General features: G+C 60.8%; 15 protein-coding genes. All 15 read right to left on the bottom strand.

The features are described from left to right. Window positions 1–158: 158 nt before the first annotated feature. Complete coding sequence (locus tag BN4575_RS09265) at window positions 159–1,703, bottom strand: HD domain-containing phosphohydrolase (RefSeq protein WP_068977964.1); 1,545 nt, start codon at window positions 1,701–1,703, stop codon at window positions 159–161. Window positions 1,704–1,725: 22 nt separating this feature from the next. Then, window positions 1,726–3,162, bottom strand: a complete 1,437-nt coding sequence (locus BN4575_RS09260; RefSeq protein ID WP_068977963.1) for an HD domain-containing phosphohydrolase — start codon at window positions 3,160–3,162, stop codon at window positions 1,726–1,728. Beyond that, window positions 3,159–4,295, bottom strand: a complete 1,137-nt coding sequence (locus tag BN4575_RS09255; protein WP_068977962.1) for an FIST C-terminal domain-containing protein — start codon at window positions 4,293–4,295, stop codon at window positions 3,159–3,161. The genes BN4575_RS09260 and BN4575_RS09255 overlap by 4 nt, the downstream gene beginning before the upstream one ends. A gap of 238 nt (window positions 4,296–4,533) precedes the next feature. Further along, entirely contained in the window at window positions 4,534–5,997 is a 1,464-nt protein-coding gene (gene nuoN, locus BN4575_RS09250; RefSeq protein ID WP_005359824.1) for an NADH-quinone oxidoreductase subunit NuoN, read from the bottom strand. Next, window positions 5,994–7,538, bottom strand: coding sequence for an NADH-quinone oxidoreductase subunit M (gene nuoM, locus BN4575_RS09245; RefSeq protein ID WP_068977961.1), 1,545 nt, complete (start codon window positions 7,536–7,538; stop codon window positions 5,994–5,996). Before nuoM ends, nuoN begins: the two co-directional genes overlap by 4 nt. 98 nt (window positions 7,539–7,636) lie before the next feature. Next, a complete protein-coding gene (nuoL, locus tag BN4575_RS09240; protein WP_068977960.1) occupies window positions 7,637–9,484 on the bottom strand; it encodes an NADH-quinone oxidoreductase subunit L in 1,848 nt (615 codons plus the stop codon). After that, window positions 9,481–9,789, bottom strand: coding sequence for an NADH-quinone oxidoreductase subunit NuoK (nuoK, locus tag BN4575_RS09235; RefSeq protein WP_042019042.1), 309 nt, complete (start codon window positions 9,787–9,789; stop codon window positions 9,481–9,483). Before nuoK ends, nuoL begins: the two co-directional genes overlap by 4 nt. Then, entirely contained in the window at window positions 9,786–10,337 is a 552-nt protein-coding gene (gene nuoJ / locus BN4575_RS09230) for an NADH-quinone oxidoreductase subunit J (RefSeq protein ID WP_042059362.1), read from the bottom strand. The genes nuoK and nuoJ overlap by 4 nt, the downstream gene beginning before the upstream one ends. Window positions 10,338–10,347: 10 nt before the next feature. Further along, on the bottom strand, window positions 10,348–10,890 hold the full coding sequence (nuoI, locus tag BN4575_RS09225) for an NADH-quinone oxidoreductase subunit NuoI (RefSeq protein WP_042019044.1): 543 nt from the start codon (window positions 10,888–10,890) through the stop codon (window positions 10,348–10,350). Between the two features lie 10 nt (window positions 10,891–10,900). Further along, the gene (gene nuoH / locus BN4575_RS09220) at window positions 10,901–11,869 is read right to left on the bottom strand and encodes an NADH-quinone oxidoreductase subunit NuoH (RefSeq protein ID WP_042019045.1); all 969 of its coding nucleotides are present in this window, start codon (window positions 11,867–11,869) and stop codon (window positions 10,901–10,903) included. Then, a complete protein-coding gene (gene nuoG, locus BN4575_RS09215; protein ID WP_068977959.1) occupies window positions 11,866–14,622 on the bottom strand; it encodes an NADH-quinone oxidoreductase subunit NuoG in 2,757 nt (918 codons plus the stop codon). Before nuoG ends, nuoH begins: the two co-directional genes overlap by 4 nt. Before the next feature lie 41 nt (window positions 14,623–14,663). After that, window positions 14,664–16,049: an NADH-quinone oxidoreductase subunit NuoF gene (gene nuoF, locus BN4575_RS09210; protein ID WP_068977958.1), complete on the bottom strand. Its 1,386-nt coding sequence runs from the start codon at window positions 16,047–16,049 to the stop codon at window positions 14,664–14,666. Then, a complete protein-coding gene (gene nuoE / locus BN4575_RS09205) occupies window positions 16,046–16,588 on the bottom strand; it encodes an NADH-quinone oxidoreductase subunit NuoE (RefSeq protein ID WP_042019048.1) in 543 nt (180 codons plus the stop codon). Before nuoE ends, nuoF begins: the two co-directional genes overlap by 4 nt. A gap of 91 nt (window positions 16,589–16,679) precedes the next feature. Beyond that, the gene (gene nuoC / locus BN4575_RS09200) at window positions 16,680–18,485 is read right to left on the bottom strand and encodes an NADH-quinone oxidoreductase subunit C/D (RefSeq protein ID WP_068977957.1); all 1,806 of its coding nucleotides are present in this window, start codon (window positions 18,483–18,485) and stop codon (window positions 16,680–16,682) included. A gap of 2 nt (window positions 18,486–18,487) precedes the next feature. Next, window positions 18,488–19,162: a NuoB/complex I 20 kDa subunit family protein gene (locus BN4575_RS09195; RefSeq protein WP_042019050.1), complete on the bottom strand. Its 675-nt coding sequence runs from the start codon at window positions 19,160–19,162 to the stop codon at window positions 18,488–18,490. Between the last annotated feature and the right edge of the window lie 23 nt (window positions 19,163–19,185).

Here is a 19,185-nt window from a genome sequence, read left to right as displayed (position 1 = left end):
GGGCAGTTTGTATTACCGGCCCGAAGGGAGCGAAGTTATCCCCGCTGCGTGAAGCCGAGACCACAGAAGTATGGAGTTAAAAAAACCAATAAAAACAATGCCAGTCAGGCTTAACTGACTGGCATTAGGCCACTTGGCCGGTTTTTTTATCCGCCGCGTTACGGTTTGCCGAGCGGTTGGGGGATAAAGTCCCCCCGGTCGAGGATCCGCAGACAGGCATCCACCACATCCGCATCGAGCTGGTGGCCGCACATCTGGATGATCTGCTCACGGGCCTGGGGAATGCCAAGGGCGGCGCGGTAGGGGCGATCGGAGGACATGGATTCGACGATATCGGCGACGGTGAGGATGCGGGCCTCCAGCAGGATCTCATCCCCCTTGAGCCCCTGCGGATAGCCGGAGCCATCGAGATACTCATGGTGTTGGTGGATCATTTGGGCGATGGGCCAGGGGAAGTCGATATCCTTGAGCACCAGATAGCCGATGGCCGGGTGCTCCTTGACCAGCTCGAACTCGAGCGGCGTGAGGCGATCCGGTTTGGTGAGGATCTCGGCGGGCACCTGGATCTTGCCGATATCGTGCACCATGGCCCCCAGATAGAGTCCCCGCAGCTGCCTTTCTGCCAGCCGGAGCTCCCTGCCGATGGCCTGCGCCAGCCGGGCCACATGTTTCTGATGGCCTGCGGTATAGGGATCGCGCTGCTCCAGCACGGCGGCGATGGCGCCCAGCGCATCTTCCAGTGCCAGTTCCAGCTGGCGGGCGTGGAGGATCTTCTCCTGCTGCGAGTGCAGGTAGGCCTGCTGGGTATGGCGCGCTTGCAGGCCGTAGGCGAGGTAGTCGGTCAACTGGATGAAGAGTTGCTCCTCCTCCTGACTGAACAGCCGTTGCTGGTCGCTGTGAATGATCAGTGCACCCGGCTGTTCTCCCTGCAGTGGCAGGGGGATCAGCAGGTGGGAGTAAAGTGGGTGGCGTCTGTGCTGCGGCCGCTCATGGCAGATGATTTGATTGAGGCTACGCTGGTGGAGGATGGCCGGTCCGAGGGCATCATCGGTCAACCACAGTGCTTGCTCTGATGCGTCGGCACTACCTGCTCGCGCCACGATCCGGGGCGGTTGGCCGGGATCCGGGGCGTTCTGCAGCACGGCCACCAACGGAAAGCGGTCGTCGAAGGCGATGGCATCACAAATATCTTGCAGCAGCAGAGGCTCATCGCCCGGTTTGAGCAGGGCGTGATGGGCGCGACTGATCGCCTGCTGGGTCCAGCTGTACTGCTGCAGTTTCTCCTGCTGCCACTTCTGCTCGGTAATGTCTTCAAAGAAGATGCCGACCCCCACGATCGCCCCCGCTTCATCGCGCAGGGGAAACTTGGTGGTGCTGAGCCAGCGGGACTCTCTGCCCTTGAGATAGGGCTCTTCGATGTGCTGACGTATGCCTTCGCGCATCACCCGAGTGTCATCCTCCCGATAGCGTCGCACCAGTTCGGGCGGAAAAAAATCGCTGTCATTCTTGCCGACCAATGCCTCGGGAGGAAGGGCCAGATCATCTGCCAGCAGGCGGTTGCCGGCGAGGTAGATGAAGCGGGTGTCCTTGAGCAGCACCCGGTAGGGGAGCTGGTCCATCACCTGAGTCAGCAACATGGCCGATGAGGGGAGGGCATCTGGCAGGTGATGGTGGAGTGAATAGGGGGTGAGCAGTTCAGACATATTATCCCGCCTTGTTCATGGCCTAGCTGATGGGGGGGCTGAAGTGGTAGCCGGTCTGCCACAGCTGGATGCAGGTATTGACGACCTGTTCATCGTAGCGGATCCCGGCATAGCGGATCAGTTCGGCAAAGGCGTCACTCAGGGGCATGGCGCGGCGGAATGGACGGTGGGCCGTCATGGCGATCAGCGAGTCCGCCACCCGGATTATTCTTGCTTCCAGGGCAATGGCATTGCCCGCCAGCCCTTGCGGATAGCCGCTGCCATCAAGGTTCTCGTGGTGTTGCAGCACTATGGTGGCGATGGGCCAGGGGAAGTCGATCTGCTTGAGGATGTCATGACCTGCTTGCGGATGCTGTTTGATCAGTTCGAACTCCACCGGTCGCAGTTCACGGGGGCGGGTGATGATCTCGGTGGGGGTCTGCAGCAGGCCGATATTGTGCACCATGGCGGCCAGCCCCAGCCCATCGAGCTGTTCCTGACGCAGCTGCATGGTCTGCCCGATAGCCAGCGCCAGATCATGCACCCTCCGCTCATGGCCTGCGCTGTTGCGATCCTTGTGAGAGATGGCGCTGGCGAGGGCGCTAATGGCCTGGAACAGCAGATCACGCTGGTGGCGTTCGCTCTCTTTAAGGCGGGTGATATCGACCAGCGTGCCGATGATGCCCGCGATCATCCCCTGATGGTCGTAGAAGAGATCCTTGAAACAGATGACCTGATAGCGCATGCCATTGCGATCGTGCAGCTGTAGCTCGAAGCACTGGGGCTGGCGGTTTCGCAGTAATTCGGTTTCCCGTACGGAGTACTCCTCCGCCATGCCGATTGGCAGCAATTCATTGGTCCGCTTGCCGAGTAGCGCCTCTTTGCTGATCCCGATCACCTGACTGAAGGCCGGATTGCAGCCCAGAAAACGCCCCTCGATATCCTTGTAGAACACCGGGATCGGGATGGCTTTGAGCAGGGATTCGTTGAAGTGCTGCAGATCTTTCAATTCGGCTTGCTGGCGCAGGGCGAGCAGTTCGCTGTCTTTGCACAACTGAATGGTGCGCGCCAGATTGCCGAGCACCGGGCTGAACAGATGACAGACGGGCACCAGTTGCTGCTGTGGCTGGGGGGCGAGCAACAAGATGAGATAGCCCCCGTCGACCCTGAGACGATAGGCGAAGCGATAGGGGCGGCTACCCGGCAGCGGGATCGTCTGCTGCAGCAGGCAGTGCGCCTCCTCGCTGACCCATGCAGGCAGGGTCAGGGTGGTACCGGTATGCTGGCACAACTGCTCGTCGCCAATCGCCTTGAGCAGGGAGTATCCCTCCAGTTTTTGTTGCAAGACCACACCGACCGGCGTGGCGCAGTGGTACATGAAACGCTGCAATACCTTGGTAAGCAAGGCGTCCAGCGTCACTTCGCGCCCGATACAGAGCGCCAGATCGCACACAATCGCCATGGCGTGATCGTTATTCATACCAATGCCCCGTTGCAGAGAATGGCGCCGTTATGAAACTGGGGATAATCCCCACTGCGGATGCTGCCAATTTCACCCAGTGAGAGCGCGCCTGCCAGCTCGCCAGCGCCCGAGTCGCTCAGCAGGGTGTGCAACTCGGTCACCGTCTGCTGGCCAAAGTGCAACTGGCGTCCCGCGCAGTAGTAGACCTCCAGCAGATGCGCCCGGGTGAGATCCTGCTGTTGGCAGAGGCGACGGGCCAGTGAGCAGGCATGCTCGGTGGCACTCTCCGGCGCCTTCAGCAGTGTGAGGATGCTGTGCTCGGATACTTCGCTCGAGCAGATCAGGGCACCCTCATCCGTCACATCGACCGGGATCCTGACAATCACATCCCCATTGGCCCGCAACAGGCCAAGGGGCATGTGTACCACGAAGTGGTAGAACTCCTCGTGCGTCAACGAGTGTTGGAACTGCTGGCGGATCAGCTCCTGATAGGTGTGAAAAGCCGGTTGCCAATCGATGTAGGTGATGGTGTTGGCACTGCTGCTGGTGGCCAGCATCGGTTGGGCCGAGAGTTGATAGCCATGCTCCAGAAAGGGAAAGCTGTTGTTTGGCAGCAGCGTGCAGGTGACCCCGTAGGCAAGTTGCCGCTGGTTGTCGAACAGACAGGCAAGGGGGGTGAAGCTGCCGCTGCCAGCGTTGGTACCGGCATAGTTGACGCGATTGGCCAGCTGCAGATAAAGCGCATCCAGAATGGAGGCAATATTGGGAATGAGGTTGTCGAAGGTCAGAAACAGGGTCGGTGGCGGCGAGAGGGCTGGCCAGGTGGCCAGTATGCTTGCCACCTGATCTGCGATCAGTCGGGCCAGCTGTGCGGCATCCCCCTCTGGTGGCAGTGGTATCAAGGTCGCCTGATAGGGTTCAGGTCTGGGCAGTAACCATGCCCCTTTTGGTAGCAATCCTTGCGCGCCGAGCAGCTGTGAGAAAATGGCGCCATCGAGGGTGATCTCAAGGTCGTTGCACAACTGCTGCAACAGCGCGACCTGTGAACTTTCCTGTTCAGCCAGCAGTATGGTCAGTTTGCCGCCTTGATAGAGCCTGAGCGTAGCTGCCAGTTCTGTCGGGTTAAATTGGCAAACGTAATGTTGCTTCATCAATCTGAACTCCATTCCAGAATCTGATGACTATATCAACATGAGATTCATAAGGATATTTTTAATCCCTGTGACTGTGACTGGACACCAACTCGGGTGACAGCGACTCTCATGTCGCAGGGGGATTGGGTGGCGAGTCAAAGAGAGCGGAAGCACGTTAATCGGGCTGGAAAGAAAAAACCGGCAGCCTTGGCTGCCGGTTTTTACGGGTAATGATGAGGGGGAATGTCAGCGAAGGTTACTGCAACACCACGTGCTGGAACCCTTGTACCAGGCTGATGACCGGCTGGGGATAGAGCCCCAGCAACACCACCAGCGCCGCAGAGAGCAGTACCACCACGCCACCGGAGGAGAGTGCCCAGTCGGCGCTGGCATCCCGCTGCTGCATACCCGGTTCGCGCAGATAGAGGGTCACCATCACACGGAGGTAGTAGTAGAGACCCAGTGCGCTGCCGAGCACGATGGCACCGGAGAGCCACCAGAGCTGCGCCTCGACGGTGACGCCGATGAGGTAGAACTTGCCGATAAAGCCGAGGGTCATCGGGATGCCCGCGAGTGACAACATCATCACCGTCAGTACGGCAGTCAGATAGGGGCGCTTCCAAAACAGACCACGATAGCTGTGCAGGGAGTCGGCATCCTTGCCGCGATAGGGGCTCGACATCATGCTCACCACCCCAAAGGCACCCAGGCTGGTGAACAGATACATCAGCAGGTAGACCCCGGCTGCTTCCACCGGCATCTGGCCGAATCGGCTCGCCACGATCACCGCCAGCAGGTAACCGAAGTGGGAGATGGAGGAGTAACCCAGCATCCGTTTGACGTTGGTCTGCACCAGGGCCAGCAGGTTGCCGACCAGGATGGAGATGACCGCCATGGCTGCCAGCAGCCAGTGGATCATGGGATCGCTCGCCGCCGGTACCGCCAGATAGAAGCGCAGCAGCACGGCAAACACGGCGACCTTGCTGACGGTGGCGAGGAAGGTGGCGACCGGTGCCGGGGCACCTTCGTAGACATCCGGGGTCCAGAGGTGGAAGGGGGCCAGGGAGAGTTTAAAGGCAAAGCCGACCAGCATTAACCCCAAACCGCCCATCAGCAGCGGGTGGTGAGCGGGGCTCTCTGCCAGGGTCTGCCCCAGGGCGGCAAAGCTCAAGCTGCCTGCCTGGGCATAGAGCAGCGCCATGCCAAACAGCAGGAAGGCGGTAGCCGCGGCAGAGAGCACCATGTACTTCACTGCGGCTTCCAGCGAGTGGCGCTCGCGGTAGGCGTAACCCACCAGACCGAACATCGGCAGGGTCAGCATCTCGATCCCGATAAAGAGAGAGGCGAGGTGGCGGGAGCAAGCCAGCACCAGACCACCGGCGGTGGCGATCAACAGCAGCAGGAAGAACTCCTCCCGGTTGTCCGGGTAGGCTTTCAACCATGACTGGCCGAAGGTACAGGTGGCCAGGGCGCCGATGAGCACCAGTCCCATGTAGAAGACGGCGTAACTGTCCACTTGCAGCAGCGGGGTGACCCCCTGATCCCCTTGCGCCATCACGATGGGCAGCGAGAACAGAGCAAGGTTGAGGCCAACAATGGTCACGGTAAAGGCGGTGGTGACACAGCGGCGCCAGGCGATGGCCAGCATCAGGGCCGCCATGGCCCCGGTGGTCAACAGCAGGGGAAGCAGTGCCAGCAGTTGGGAAGCGGAGAAAGTCATTGCAGGGCTCCAGCAGTCGGCAGCAGATACCAGTGCAGCACGTTGATAAGGCTGCTGCTGGCGGTATCAATCACGGGTTGGGGATAGAGGCCAAGCAGTACCAGCAGGCCCGCGATCACCATCATCATGGTCAGTTCACGGCGATCAAGCCCCTTGAGCATGCTCTCATCATTGGCGGGGCCAAAGCAGGCGCGCTGCAACATGATAAGGGAGTAGACCGAGGCCAGCACCAGACCGAAGGTGGCAACTGCCGTGATAACCGGGGCAACCTGGAAGCTGCCGACCAGGATCAGGAATTCGCCGACGAAGTTGCCGGTGCCCGGCATGCCGAGTGATGCCACCGAGAAGAACAGCATCACACCGGGCAGATAGCGCAGGCGCCCCCACAGGCCGCCCATCAGGCGCAGATCCCGAGTGTGCAACCGCTCGTAGAGCTGACCGCAGAGGATAAAGAGGCCGGCAGCGGAGAGACCGTGGGCGATCATCTGCACCACGGCGCCCTGCAGGGCCACTTCGCTACCCGAGTAGATGGCGATCATCACAAAGCCCATGTGGGAGATGCTGGTGTAGGCCACCAGCCGTTTGATGTCGGTCTGGGCAAAGGCCACGATGGCTCCATAGACGATACCGATCAGGCCAAGCACCATGGCGTATGGAGCAAATTCGGCGGACGCTTCGGGGAAGAGCGGCAAGGCAAAACGCAGCAGACCGTAGGCGGCGGTTTTGAGCAAAATACCGGCGAGATCCACCGAACCTGCGGTCGGCGCCTGACTGTGGGCATCCGGCAGCCAGCCGTGCAGCGGCACCAGCGGCATCTTGACCGCGAAGGCGATGAAGAAGCCCAGCATCAGCAACCACTCAACGCTGTTGCTCATCGGGGTGTTGAGCAGCTCCAGATAGTTGAAGGTGAAGACACCGGTCGCATGCTGGTGGGTCAGCACCAGCCCGATGATGGCCACCAACATGATCAGGCCACTCACCTGGGTGTAGATAAAGAACTTGGTCGCGGCGTTGATCCGTGATTTGCCGTCAGTGACCGAGTGGCCCCACAGCGCAATCAGGAAGTACATGGGGACCAGCATCATCTCCCAGAAAAAGAAGAAGAGGAACAGGTCCAGCGCCATGAAGACGCCGAGCACCCCGCCCAGGATCCACAGCAGGTTGAGGTGGAAGAAGCCGATGCGCTGCACGATCTCTTTCCACGAACAGAGGATGGCCAGCACCCCGATAAAGCAGGTGAGGATCACCATCAAGAGCGACAGGCCATCCACCGCCAGATGCAAAGAGATGCCAAAGCGGGGGATCCACGGAAGACGCCACTCGGCGGCCCAGGCGGAGGCGGCACCGGTGACGCCAGCACTGTCGAGGCCGGTCGTGGCAAGCGAGAAGTCACTGCCGAGCCAGATGGCGCAGGAGAGCAGCAGGCTGGCGCTCATGGAGATGAGGGCTACCCAGCGGACAAACTGCCCGCCGAGACGCTCCATCTGCCAGCAGAGCAAGCCGCCGATAAAAGGAATTAGCAAGATCCAGAGTAAGGTCACGGTATCAGCTCTCGTTCAAGTTCATATGAGATTGCGCTCCCTGTTCCATCAGGGAGAGCAAACAGCCTGGCTGTATGATTGTCCGGTTGTTCATCGCGTTACCCCAGCAGCAACAGCGCCAGCACCAGCACGGCGCCGATCCCCATGGAGGCGGCATACCAGCGTAATTTGCCGGTCACGGTCCAGGCCAGCAGCTGGTTGCCACGCAGGGCAAACCAGGCGGGCAGTTCCATGGTGCGGTCCAGTGGATCCCTGGCCAGCAGCCGGGTAGCCAGCAGATAGGGTTTGACCCACAGCTGGTCATAGAGCCAGTCAAAGCCCCAGGCGTTGAACCAGAGGGTGCTGAGCAGGCGGCCCGGTGCACTGTTGGCAATCGAGGTGGCCAGTCGGCGCTCACCGAGGAACAGCAAGGCCGCCAGTGCAATCCCTGCGATAGCAATGATGCCAGAGGTGATCTCCAGCGCATGGCGACCCTCTTCGATATGATCCCCGGGGCCTGCCGGCAGTACCCCAGCTAGCGGCGGGGTGATCAGCGCCCCGATGCCAGTGGAAAGCACCAGCAATACCAGCAGCGGCAAGTGATGAGCCAGACCGTGGCCCGCATGGGCTTTGGTCTGCTCTTGGCCATGGAAGGCGATAAAGATCAGCCGGAAGGTATAGAGCGAGGTGAGGAATGCCCCCACCAAGCCTGCCCACAGCAGAGCGCTTTGGCCAGAGGCTTCTACTTGCCACAGGATGGCGTCCTTACTGTAGAAACCGGAGGTGACCAGTGGCAATGCCGCCAGCGCAGAGCCACCCACCAGGAAGCAGGCATAAACCAGCGGCAGGCTCTTGCGCAGGCCGCCCATCTTGAAGATGTTCTGCTCGTGGTGGCAGGCAACGATGACGGCACCGGCGGAGAGGAACAGCAGCGCCTTGAAGAAGGCGTGGGTCATCAGGTGGAAGATGGCCCCTTCCCATGCGCCGACCCCCAGTGCCAGGAACATGTAGCCAATCTGGCTCATGGTGGAGTAGGCGAGGATCCGCTTGATGTCGGTCTGAACCAGCGCCGCAAAACCTGCCAGCACTAGGGTGATGGCGCCAACCAGCCCGACCAGATGGAGGATCTCCGGTGCCAGCAGGAACAGGCCGTGGGTACGGGCAATCAGATAGACACCGGCGGTCACCATGGTGGCTGCGTGGATCAGCGCAGAGACCGGGGTCGGGCCTGCCATCGCATCCGCCAGCCAGGTTTGCAGCGGCAGCTGGGCCGATTTGCCGACCGCACCACCCAAGAGCATCAGGCAGGCCAGCGACAGGGCAGGGGAGCCCTCGGCAAACATGGTCGGCGCCCGCACCAGCAGCTCGTGGATATTGAGGGTGCCCAGTTCCCGGTAGAGGATAAACAGGCCAATGGCGAGGAAGACATCACCCACCCGGGTCACGATAAAGGCCTTGAGGGCTGCCGCGCCGTTGTTGCGATCCTTGTAGTAGAAACCGATCAGCAGATAGCTGCACAGCCCCACACCTTCCCAGCCGAGGTAGACAAACAGCAGGTCATCGGCCAGCACCAGAAACAGCATGCTGGCGATAAAGAGGTTGGTGTAGGTGAAGAAGCGGGAGTAACCCTCTTCTCCGCGCATATACCAGGAGGCAAACAGGTGAATGAAGAAACCGACCCCGGTCACCACCCCCAGCATGGTCAGCGACAGGCCATCCAGTGCCAGAGATAAGCTCGGGGTAAAGTTGCCCACCGCCATCCATTGCCACAGGCGCTGGACATAGACGCCCCCCTCGGGCGGGTTGCCCAGAAAGTCGATGCCGACCCAGAGTGTGGTGAGGGCCGACAGGCCAATGGAGCCCACCCCGATCAGTGCCGAGGTACGCTCGCCAAACCGGCCGAGGGAGAAGGCCAGCACCAGCCATCCCAGCAGCGGAAATAGAAAAGTCAGGTATAAGAGGCTCATCCGCGCATCTCGCTCACAATGTCCACGTTCAGGGTGTGGTAACGACGATAGAGCAGCAGTAACAGGGCGAGGCCGATACTGGCCTCTGCTGCCGCCAGAGAAATCACCAAGATGTACATGATCTGGCCATCGGCCTGGGCCCAGCGGCTACCCGCCACCACAAACGCCAGTGCCGAGGCATTCATCATGATCTCGATACTCATCAGGATGTAGAGCAGGTTGCGGCGGATCAGCAGACCGCACAAGCCGATGCAGAACAGCACCGCGGCCAGCAAAAGCCCGTGTTCCATAGGGATTCCATTCATTGCTGATCTCCTTCTTGTGCAGAGCGGGATGCTGTGCGAGGGACCGAGAGCACTTCACCGTTCTTCTCTTCCCGACCCAGATGGTAGGCGGTCACCAGACCGGCCAGCAGCAGGATGGAGGCGAGCTCGACAGCCAGTACATAGGGGCCAAAGAGCTCGATACCGACCTGCTTGGCAGTCACCTCGGTCACCCCGATCAGGCCCCCGGTCACGCCGAGAATACCGTGGGCCAGAAAGCCCAGCAGCACCAGCGAGAGCAGGGCAGGGCCAACCCAGGTCATGGGGGTAAGCCAGTTCTTCTCCTGCACTTGCGCCGTTCCCAAGTTCAGCATCATCACCACGAACACGAACAGCACCATGATGGCACCTGCGTAGACGATCACCTGCAGAGCGCCCGCAAAGGCGGCGCCCAGGCAGAAGAAGATCATGGCCACGGCGATGAGGGAGATGATGAGATTGAGCAGCGCATGCATCGGATTGCTGGTGCTGATCACCCGCAGCGTGCTGTAAACGGCCACCAGGGCCGAGGCATAAAATGCCAGTTCCATGATTGACTCCTCAGGGCAGCAGGCTCTTGACATCGATGGGTTTGGCTTCGTTTTCGGCATCCCCTTTCGGTTTACCGTCGATGGCCATCCCGCTCATGCGATAGAAGTTGTAGTCCGGGTATTTGCCGGGCCCGCTGATCAGCAGATCTTCCTTCTCATACACCAGATCCTGGCGGCGATACTCACCCATCTCGAAATCCGGCGTCAGCTGGATGGCGGTAGTGGGGCAAGCCTCTTCACACAGGCCGCAGAAGATGCAGCGAGAGAAGTTGATGCGAAAGAACTCCGGATACCAGCGACCATCTTCCCGCTCGGACTTTTGCAGCGAGATGCAGCCGACCGGGCAGGCGACCGCACAGAGGTTGCAGGCCACGCAGCGCTCGTCCCCGTCGGGGTCACGGGTCAGTACGATGCGACCGCGGTAGCGGGGGGCCGCATAGACAGCCTCTTCCGGATAGCTCAGGGTTTCACGGGGCCGCCAGGCATGGGAGAAGACCATGGCCAGGCTGCGTAACTGGGTGCCGACACCCTGAATAATGCTAAAAATTTTCATAATGAGTGCCTCACTGCGTACTTATCAGTACAACTGCCGCGGTGATCAGCATATTGATCAGGGTCAGCGGCAAGCAGACTTTCCAGCCAAACGACATCACCTGGTCAAAGCGCGGGCGAGGCAGGGAAGCCCGCAGCAGGATGAAGAACACCATGAAACAGGCGGTCTTCAGCGCAAACCAGATGAAGGGGGGCAACCAGGGGCCATGCCAGCCACCGAAGAAGAGGGTCACGATGAGCGAAGAGATCAGCACTATGCCGATATATTCGCCCACGAAGAAGAGACCCCACTTCATCCCCGCATACTCGATGTGATAGCCGTCGGCGAGCTCCTGCTCGGCTTCCGGCTGGTCAAACGGGTGACGGTGGGTGACGGCGACACCGGCAAACAGGAAGGTGACAAAGCCCAGGATCTGGGGCACCACGTTCCACAGGTCTGCCTGCGCCTCGACGATATCCCGCAGGTTGAAGCTGCCGGTCTGGATCACGATCCCCATCAAGGAGAGCCCGAGAAACACCTCGTAGGAGAGGGTCTGGGCCGAGGCGCGCAAGCTGCCGAGCAGGGAGTATTTGTTGTTGCTCGACCAACCGGCGAACAGCACCGCATAGACCGCCAGCCCCGCGATGGCCAGGATGTAGAGCAGCCCCACGTTGAGATCCGCCACGCCCCAGGTGGGGGTGATAGGCACCACCGCAAACGCCAGAATAAAGGCGGTGAAGGCGATGATGGGGGCCAGGATAAAGATCCGGCGATCGGCGAACGGCGGGATCCAGTCCTCCTTGAAGAACATCTTGATCATGTCGGCGGCCAGCTGGAGCAGACCAAACGGCCCCACCCGGTTGGGGCCGTAGCGATCCTGCCACAGGGCCAGCAGACGGCGCTCGATGAAGCTCATGAAGGCGCCAGCCCCTACGATCCCCACCAGCACGATCAGTGCCTTGCCCACCTCCAGCAACAGATCGATCAGCGACTCGCTCATGCGATCACCTCCTGCAGGTTAGTGATAAAGATCTGTTGCAGGGCCGTTGGCAGGCCGTTCACCCCAAGGGGGAGCCCCACCAGACCGGCGCTCAGCTGTGCACTAAGACGCAGGCGCAGTTGCCAGTGGCTACCGCCCCAGGAGAATGAGACCTGACTGCCCCCATGGAGGGCCAGACGCTGTGCATCTGCCGGATTTAGCACCAGCTCGGGTTCGTTCATGCGGGCCTGAATCACCGGGCTGCGGGCCGACAGCTCCTCGCCGCCAAACAGCTGGGCATAATTGACTACCTGCAGTGCCTCTGCGGCCTTGAAGGGGGCGGGGATGGTGGCAAACCAGCCGAGCGGCTCTTTACCTTCTGTTTGCTGGTCGTTTACTTCCAGCAGACGGCGACCCGGATCGCCAGCACGCAGATGACCACCGACTTCATCCTGGAACTTGTTCCAGGCAGAGGGGGAGTTCCAGCCCGGTGCCCAGGCAAAGGGCACTTGCGGCATGTTCTGGCGGGCACCGGCATACCCTTCCATGGAGAAGTTGAAGGGGGAGTCGGGATCTTGCGCCACCCGCGGCTCGCTGACGTTCTGATCCGCCAGCATGGAGGTGCGACCGCTGTAGCGGTGTGGCTCACGAGCCAACCGCATGCCACGAATGCGCAAGCCCGCGTTGGGCGCCGCTTCCAGCATGGTGGCTAGCAGCGGATGGCTGGTGGCGCAGTCATGGCTTATCTGTTCATAGGTCTGCCAGCGCAGCGGCTTGTGCTCGAGCGCCCCTTGCAGCGCAGCCAGCCAGCGCCACCCTTCACGCACCTGAATGTCGGCGTTGTAGAAGGCGGGCGCATAGACCTGGAAGAAGCGCTGGGCGCGCCCTTCCATATTGACCAGGGTGCCATCGGCCTCGGCAAAACTGGCCGCAGGCAGCACCAGATCGGCCTTGTTGGCGGTCAGGGTCGCCTGATGGTCGATGACCAGCAGGTGTTGCAGCCGGGCCAGCGCTGCGTCCACCCGGTTGCGCGGTGCGCGGCGGTAGAGATCGTTCTCCAGGGTGACCAGCGCCAGCCCCTCTTCGGCCTCGATACGCTCAAGGGCGGCTTCAAGCGGCTTGTCTGACAATGCTTGAGCGCCCAGCATGGCCAGACCCAGCGAGTTGGCCTCCTGGCCAACCAGCGCGATGCTGGCTGCCAGTCCACGGCCTTTCAGGGCGCGGGCAATGTTGCTGGCCGCGTCGACCAATGCCACATCGCGGGCACTGGAACCTGCAATGATGAGCGGCTTTTTGGCGTTGCCCAGCAGTTCGGCCCAGCGAGCCGCTTGTGCCTGTTGCTCGGGGCAGAGATCGGTTACGGCCGGTGCGCTCGGGTCGAGCAGGTTGGCGATGGCAAAGCCAAGGCGCGCCTGATCGGCGTAGGGGGCGTGCAGCTTGTCGGCCGCTACATCGTCAAGACGGGTGGTGTCGAGACTGGTGATGAGCAGCGGGTAGCGCTCGTTCTGACCCAGGGTCTGAACGGCAGCGACTTGCCACAGATCGACCTTCATCTTGCGGGCCAGCTCGCGAGCCTTGCCCTTGACCGCCTGACGCAGCGCCAGCGCGATACGAGCGGCGCTCATGGTGACATCTTCGCCGAGCAGCAGAATGGCGTCAGCCTCTTCCATGTCCCGCAGGCTCGGGGTCGGCACGCCGCCCTGTTGCAGGATCTGCAGCATCTTCAGCTGACAGGCCCATTCGGCCTGCTCGACGCCAGCGTAGAAGTTGCCTTCACCCACCAGCTCGCGCAGGGCAAAGTTGCTCTCCAGCGAGGCGCGGGGCGAGCCGATGCCGATGAGGCCATTGGCGGTGCGCAGGGCATCGGCTGCGCGGTTGAGGGCGCCATCGACTGTGATGGTCAGCTGGTCGTTGCCATCTTTGAGCAGCGGCTGACGCGGGCGATCCGCCAGATTGACGTAGCCATAGCCAAAGCGGCCACGGTCACAGAGGAAGTAGTGGTTGAGGCTGCCGTGGAAGCGGTTTTCGATGCGGCGCAGCTCGCCATAACGCTCACCCGGGCTGATGTTGCAGCCCACGGAACATTGCTGGCAGATGCTGGGGGCGAACTGCATGTCCCACTTGCGGTTGTAGCGCTCGGAGTGGGTCTTGTCGGTGAAGACGCCGGTGGGGCAGACCTCCACCAGGTTGCCGGAAAATTCGCTCTCCAGGGTGCCATCTTCGACCCGGCCGAAATAGACGTTGTCGTGGGCACCGTAGACTCCGAGATCCTCGCCACCGGCATAATCCTTGTAATAACGGACGCAGCGATAGCAGGCGATGCAGCGGTTCATCTCGTGATTGATGAAGGGGCCCAGCTCCTGATTCTGGTGGGTGCGCTTGGTGAAGCGGTAGCGACGGCTGTTGTGGCCGGTCATCACCGTCATGTCCTGCAGGTGGCAGGCGCCCCCCTCTTCACAGACCGGGCAGTCGTGGGGGTGGTTGGTCATCTGCCACTCCACCACGCACTTGCGAAACTCTTTTGCCTCTTCATCTTCGATGGAGATATAAGTGCCATCGGTAGAGGGGGTCATGCAGGACATGACCAGACGACCGCGCTTGTCGTCGGCATTCTGATACTGCTTGACCGCGCACTGGCGGCAGGCGCCGACGCTACCCAGCGCCGGATGCCAGCAAAAATAGGGGACGTCCAGACCCAGTGACAGACAGGCTTGCAGCAGGTTGTCTGCCCCGTCTACCTCGAACTCTTTACCGTCTACATAAATGGTTGCCATACAACTTCCCTGAAACCTGTTTTGTGAAATCGGTGGTGTTGTTACCAGCGTTCGCCCAGCAGATTGGGCTGGATCCCTTTAAATGGCTTGTGGTTGTCACCCGCGCCCTTGATCCCTGCCTCGAATTCGGAGCGGAAATATTTGATTGCGCTGGCGAGCGGTTCGACGGCGCCCGGAGCATGGGCACAGAAGGTTTTGCCCGGGCCCAGGAAGCTGCAGAGTTGCTCCAGGGTGGCCAGATCGCCGGATTGCCCCTCACCACGCTCCAGTGCCCGCAGCAGTTTGACGCTCCAGGGCAGGCCGTCGCGGCAGGGGGTGCACCAGCCGCAGGATTCGCGAGCGAAGAACTCCTCCATATTGCGCAGCAGGCTCACCATGCTGATGGAGTCATCCACCGCCATGGCAAGACCAGTTCCCATTCGGGTGCCCATCTTGCCGATGCCTGCGGTATACATCCGGGCATCGAGGTGCTCAGGCAGCAGGAAGCCGGTACCGGCGCCCCCCGGTTGCCAGGCTTTCAGGCGATAGCCGCTCTTCATGCCGCCGGCATAGTTTTCAAACAGCTCGCGGGCGGTGATGCCAAAAGGCAGCTCCCAGACCCCGGGGTTGTTCACCTTGCCGGAGAAACCCATCAGCTTGGTGCCGTGATCTTCCGAGCCCGGCAGCGCCAGCCCCTGATACCAGGCCACGCCGTTGCCGATGATGGCGGGGACGTTGCAGAGGGTTTCGACGTTGTTGACGCAGGTAGGCTTGCCCCAGACGCCGGAGACGGCGGGGAATGGCGGTTTGGCGCGCGGGTTAGCGCGGCGCCCTTCCAGCGAGTTGATCAGGGCCGTCTCTTCGCCACAGATGTAGCGACCGGCGCCGGTATGGACGAACAGCTCGAAGTCAAAGCCCGAGCCGAGAATGTTTTTGCCAAGCAGGCCTGCTGCTTTTGCCTCTTCTACGGCCCTGCGCAGGTTGATGGCGGCATCCACGTATTCGCCGCGCAGGAAGATGTAGCCGCGATAGGCCTTGAGCGCTCGTGCCGAGATGATCATCCCCTCGATCAATAGATGGGGAAGTTGCTCCATCAGCAGGCGATCTTTCCAGGTGTTGGGCTCCATCTCATCGGCGTTGCAGAGCAGGTAACGGATGTTCATGCTCTCGTCTTTGGGCATCAGCCCCCACTTAACCCCGGTGGGGAAGCCTGCGCCGCCACGCCCCTTGAGACCGGCATCCTTGACGGTGCTGACGATCTCGTCCGGGCTCATCTGGCCAAGCGCTTTGCGCGCGGCTTCATAGCCCTGCTTGCTCTGGTATTCATCCAGCCACACCGGCTGGCCGTCGTCCCGCAACCGCCAAGTGAGGGGGTGGGTGTCGGCGGCGCGGGCAGTGCGGTTGGCGGTGCCAAGAGAGGCGAGCATTTTGCTCTGAGGCTGGCTCATGGATACGCCTCCAGCGTTTTCAGCAATGTCACCGGATCGAGGCCGCCATAGGTGTCGTCATCGATCATGATGGCTGGCCCCTTGTCGCAGTTGCCAAGGCAGCAGACCGGCAGCAGGGTGAAGCGGCCGTCAGGCGTGGTTTGACCCGGGCCGAGGTTCATCACCTCTTTGAGACCGGCCATCAGCTCTTCATGGCCATTGATGTAGCAGACCATGCTGTCGCAGACCCGGATGATGTGGCGCCCTACTGGCTGGCGGAAGATTTGGCTATAGAAGGTGGCGACCCCCTCGACATCGCTGGCAGGAATGCCGAGCTCGGCCGCGATGGCATGAATGGCACCGTCCGGTACCCAGCCTCTGGCCTGCTGCACGATCTTGAGCGCTTCGATACTGGCGGCGCGGGGATCTTCGTAGTGATGTTTCTCGTGTTCAATGGCATCGCGTTCAGCCTGGCTCAGAACGAAATCGCTCTGTTTGCTGCTGCAAGCCCCTTGCCCCTTTGGGGTCTGATTATTGTGACACTGACATTGCTGGCTCATGACTTGACCTTTTGTGGCTTGTCCTTTAACTGCGAGTCCTGTTGTCTCGTAATCCGTGGCTGTCCCCATCAGGCGGACACCCAGCGGTTACTTAACGGTCCACATCCGACATAACGAAATCGATACTGCCCAGGTAGGCAATGAGATCCGACACCATGCTGTTCTTGATCACCGAGGGGATCTGTTGCAGGTGAGCAAAGCTCGGGGTGCGGATCCGGGTCCGGTAGCTCATGGTGGAGCCATCGCTGGTCAGGTAATAGCTGTTGATCCCCTTGGTCGCCTCGATCATCTGGAAGGATTCGGCGGCCGGCATTACCGGGCCCCAGGACACTTGCAGGAAGTGGGTGATCAGGGTCTCTATATCTTGCAGAGTGCGATCTTTTGGCGGCGGGGTGGTGAGCGGGTGATCCGCCTTGAAGGGCCCCTCAGGCATGTTATTCACACACTGCTCTATGATACGCAGGCTCTGGCGCATCTCTTCGAAGCGCATCATTCCGCGGTCGTAAACATCACCATTGGCACCGACCGGCACCTCGAACTCGAACTGATCGTAGCCGGAGTAAGGGCGCCATTTGCGCACGTCGAAGTTGAGGCCGGTGGCGCGCAGACCGCCGCCGGTGACGCCCCACGCTAATGCCTGCTCAGTGGTATAGGGGGCGACGCCTATGGTGCGGCCGCGCAAGATACTGTTGCGCATCGCCGCTTTTTCGTAATCCATCAGCCGCTTGGGCAGCCAGTTCAGCAGGTTCTCCTGGATGAGACGAGCCCAGCCTACCGGCAGATCGTGCGCCACGCCGCCAATACGGAACCAAGCCGGGTGCATGCGGGCGCCGGTGATCGCTTCGATGATGGTGTAGACCTTCTGCCGGTCGGTGAAGGTGAAGAAGACCGGAGTCATGGCCCCCACGTCCTGAATATAGGTACCGAGGAACAGCAGGTGGCTCTGGATGCGGAACAGCTCCGCCATCATCACCCGGATCATGTCGACCCGCTGCGGCACCTTGATACCGGCCAGCTTCTCGACTGCCAGCACATAGGGGAGGTTATTCATTACACCGCCCAGATACTCGACCCGGTCGGTATAGGGGATGTAGCTGTGCCAGGACTGGCGCTCGCCCATCTTCTCGGCACCACGATGGTGGTAGCCAATGTCGGGCACGCAGTTGCGGATCTCTTCCCCGTCAAGTTGCAACACCAGCCGGAAGGCGCCGTGGGCAGAGGGGTGGTTGGGGCCGAGGTTGAGGAACATGTAGTCCTCGTTCTCGTTACCACGGGCCAGGCCCCACTCTTCCGGTTTGAACAGCAGGTTCTCCTGCTCCATGTCCTGTTTGGCGGCATCGAGCATGAAGGGATCAAATTCAGTGGCGCGCGCCGGGTAATCCTTACGCAGCGGGTGACCCTGCCAGTTTTTGGGCATCATGATGCGGGTCAGATGGGGGTGACCGTCGAAGGTAATGCCCATCAGGTCCCACACTTCCCGCTCGTACCAGTTGGCATTGGGGAAGTGGTTGGTAATGGTGGGCAGGTGCAGGTCACTCTCGGTCAGCGCCACTTTCAACATCACATCAGCGTTACGGTCGATGGAGATGAGGTGATAGAAGACGGTGAAGTCACTGGGGGGCAGGCCGTCGCGATGGCTGCGCAGCCGCTCGTCGGTGGCGCTGAGATCAAACAGCATCACGAACGGAGAGGGTACCTTGCGCAGGAAGCCAATCACGTCTTGCAGCAGCTCGCGAGGGAGCCAGACCACCGGCACGCCAGTACGGGTGCTTTGCACAGTGAAGTGCTCGGCTCCGAAGTAGGCAAACAGTTCGCCAATGATTTTGGCATCCTGGTGGTCGCTGGGCTGCCACTGGGCCATGGCGTAATTGCTGGGAAAATCACGAGTCAGTTTCATGGTCAGATCTCATCCGGCGTACGCAGGTTGGTCACATTGATCCGCTCGCCGCGCTTGCGCTCTTTTTCGGCTTGCATCTGGGGACGGTAGATCCCCTGATCGCCTACCGTCCAAGATAGGGGGCGGCGCTCTTTGCCGATGGAGTCCTGCAGCAGCATCAGGGCTTGCAAAAAGGCTTCGGGACGGGGCGGGCAACCCGGAATGTAGACATCGACCGGCAGGAACTTGTCGACACCCTGTACTACCGAGTAGATGTCATACATACCACCGGAGTTGGCACAGGCACCCATGGAGATCACCCACTTGGGTTCGAGCAGTTGCTCGTACAGTCGTTGAATGACCGGCGCCATCTTGATGAAGGGCGTCCCTGCAATCACCATGAAATCGGCCTGACGGGGCGAGGCTCGGATAACTTCGGCGCCGAAGCGGGCTACGTCATGGGGGGAGGTGAAGGCGGTACACATCTCCACGTAGCAGCAGGAGATACCAAAGTTGTAGGGCCAGAGGGAGTTCTTGCGGCCCCAATTGACAGTGTCTTGCAGCACCTCCTCGAGACGGCCCATCATGATGCCGCGCGTCGCTTCTTGCGCCAGCGGATCATCGACGGTCTGGCGCTGCTCCTGGGGATAGCGCTCAACCGGCGCATCCGGGTCAATCCGGGTCAGGGTGTACTTCATGGTGCAACCTCAAGGAAAGGGTC

Source organism: Aeromonas sp. EERV15, assembly GCF_900079845.1.
Taxonomy (GTDB): Bacteria; Pseudomonadota; Gammaproteobacteria; order Enterobacterales; family Aeromonadaceae; genus Aeromonas; species Aeromonas sobria.
Note: the sequence above shows the minus strand (reverse complement) of the source record. Positions and strands in the feature narration are given on the sequence as shown.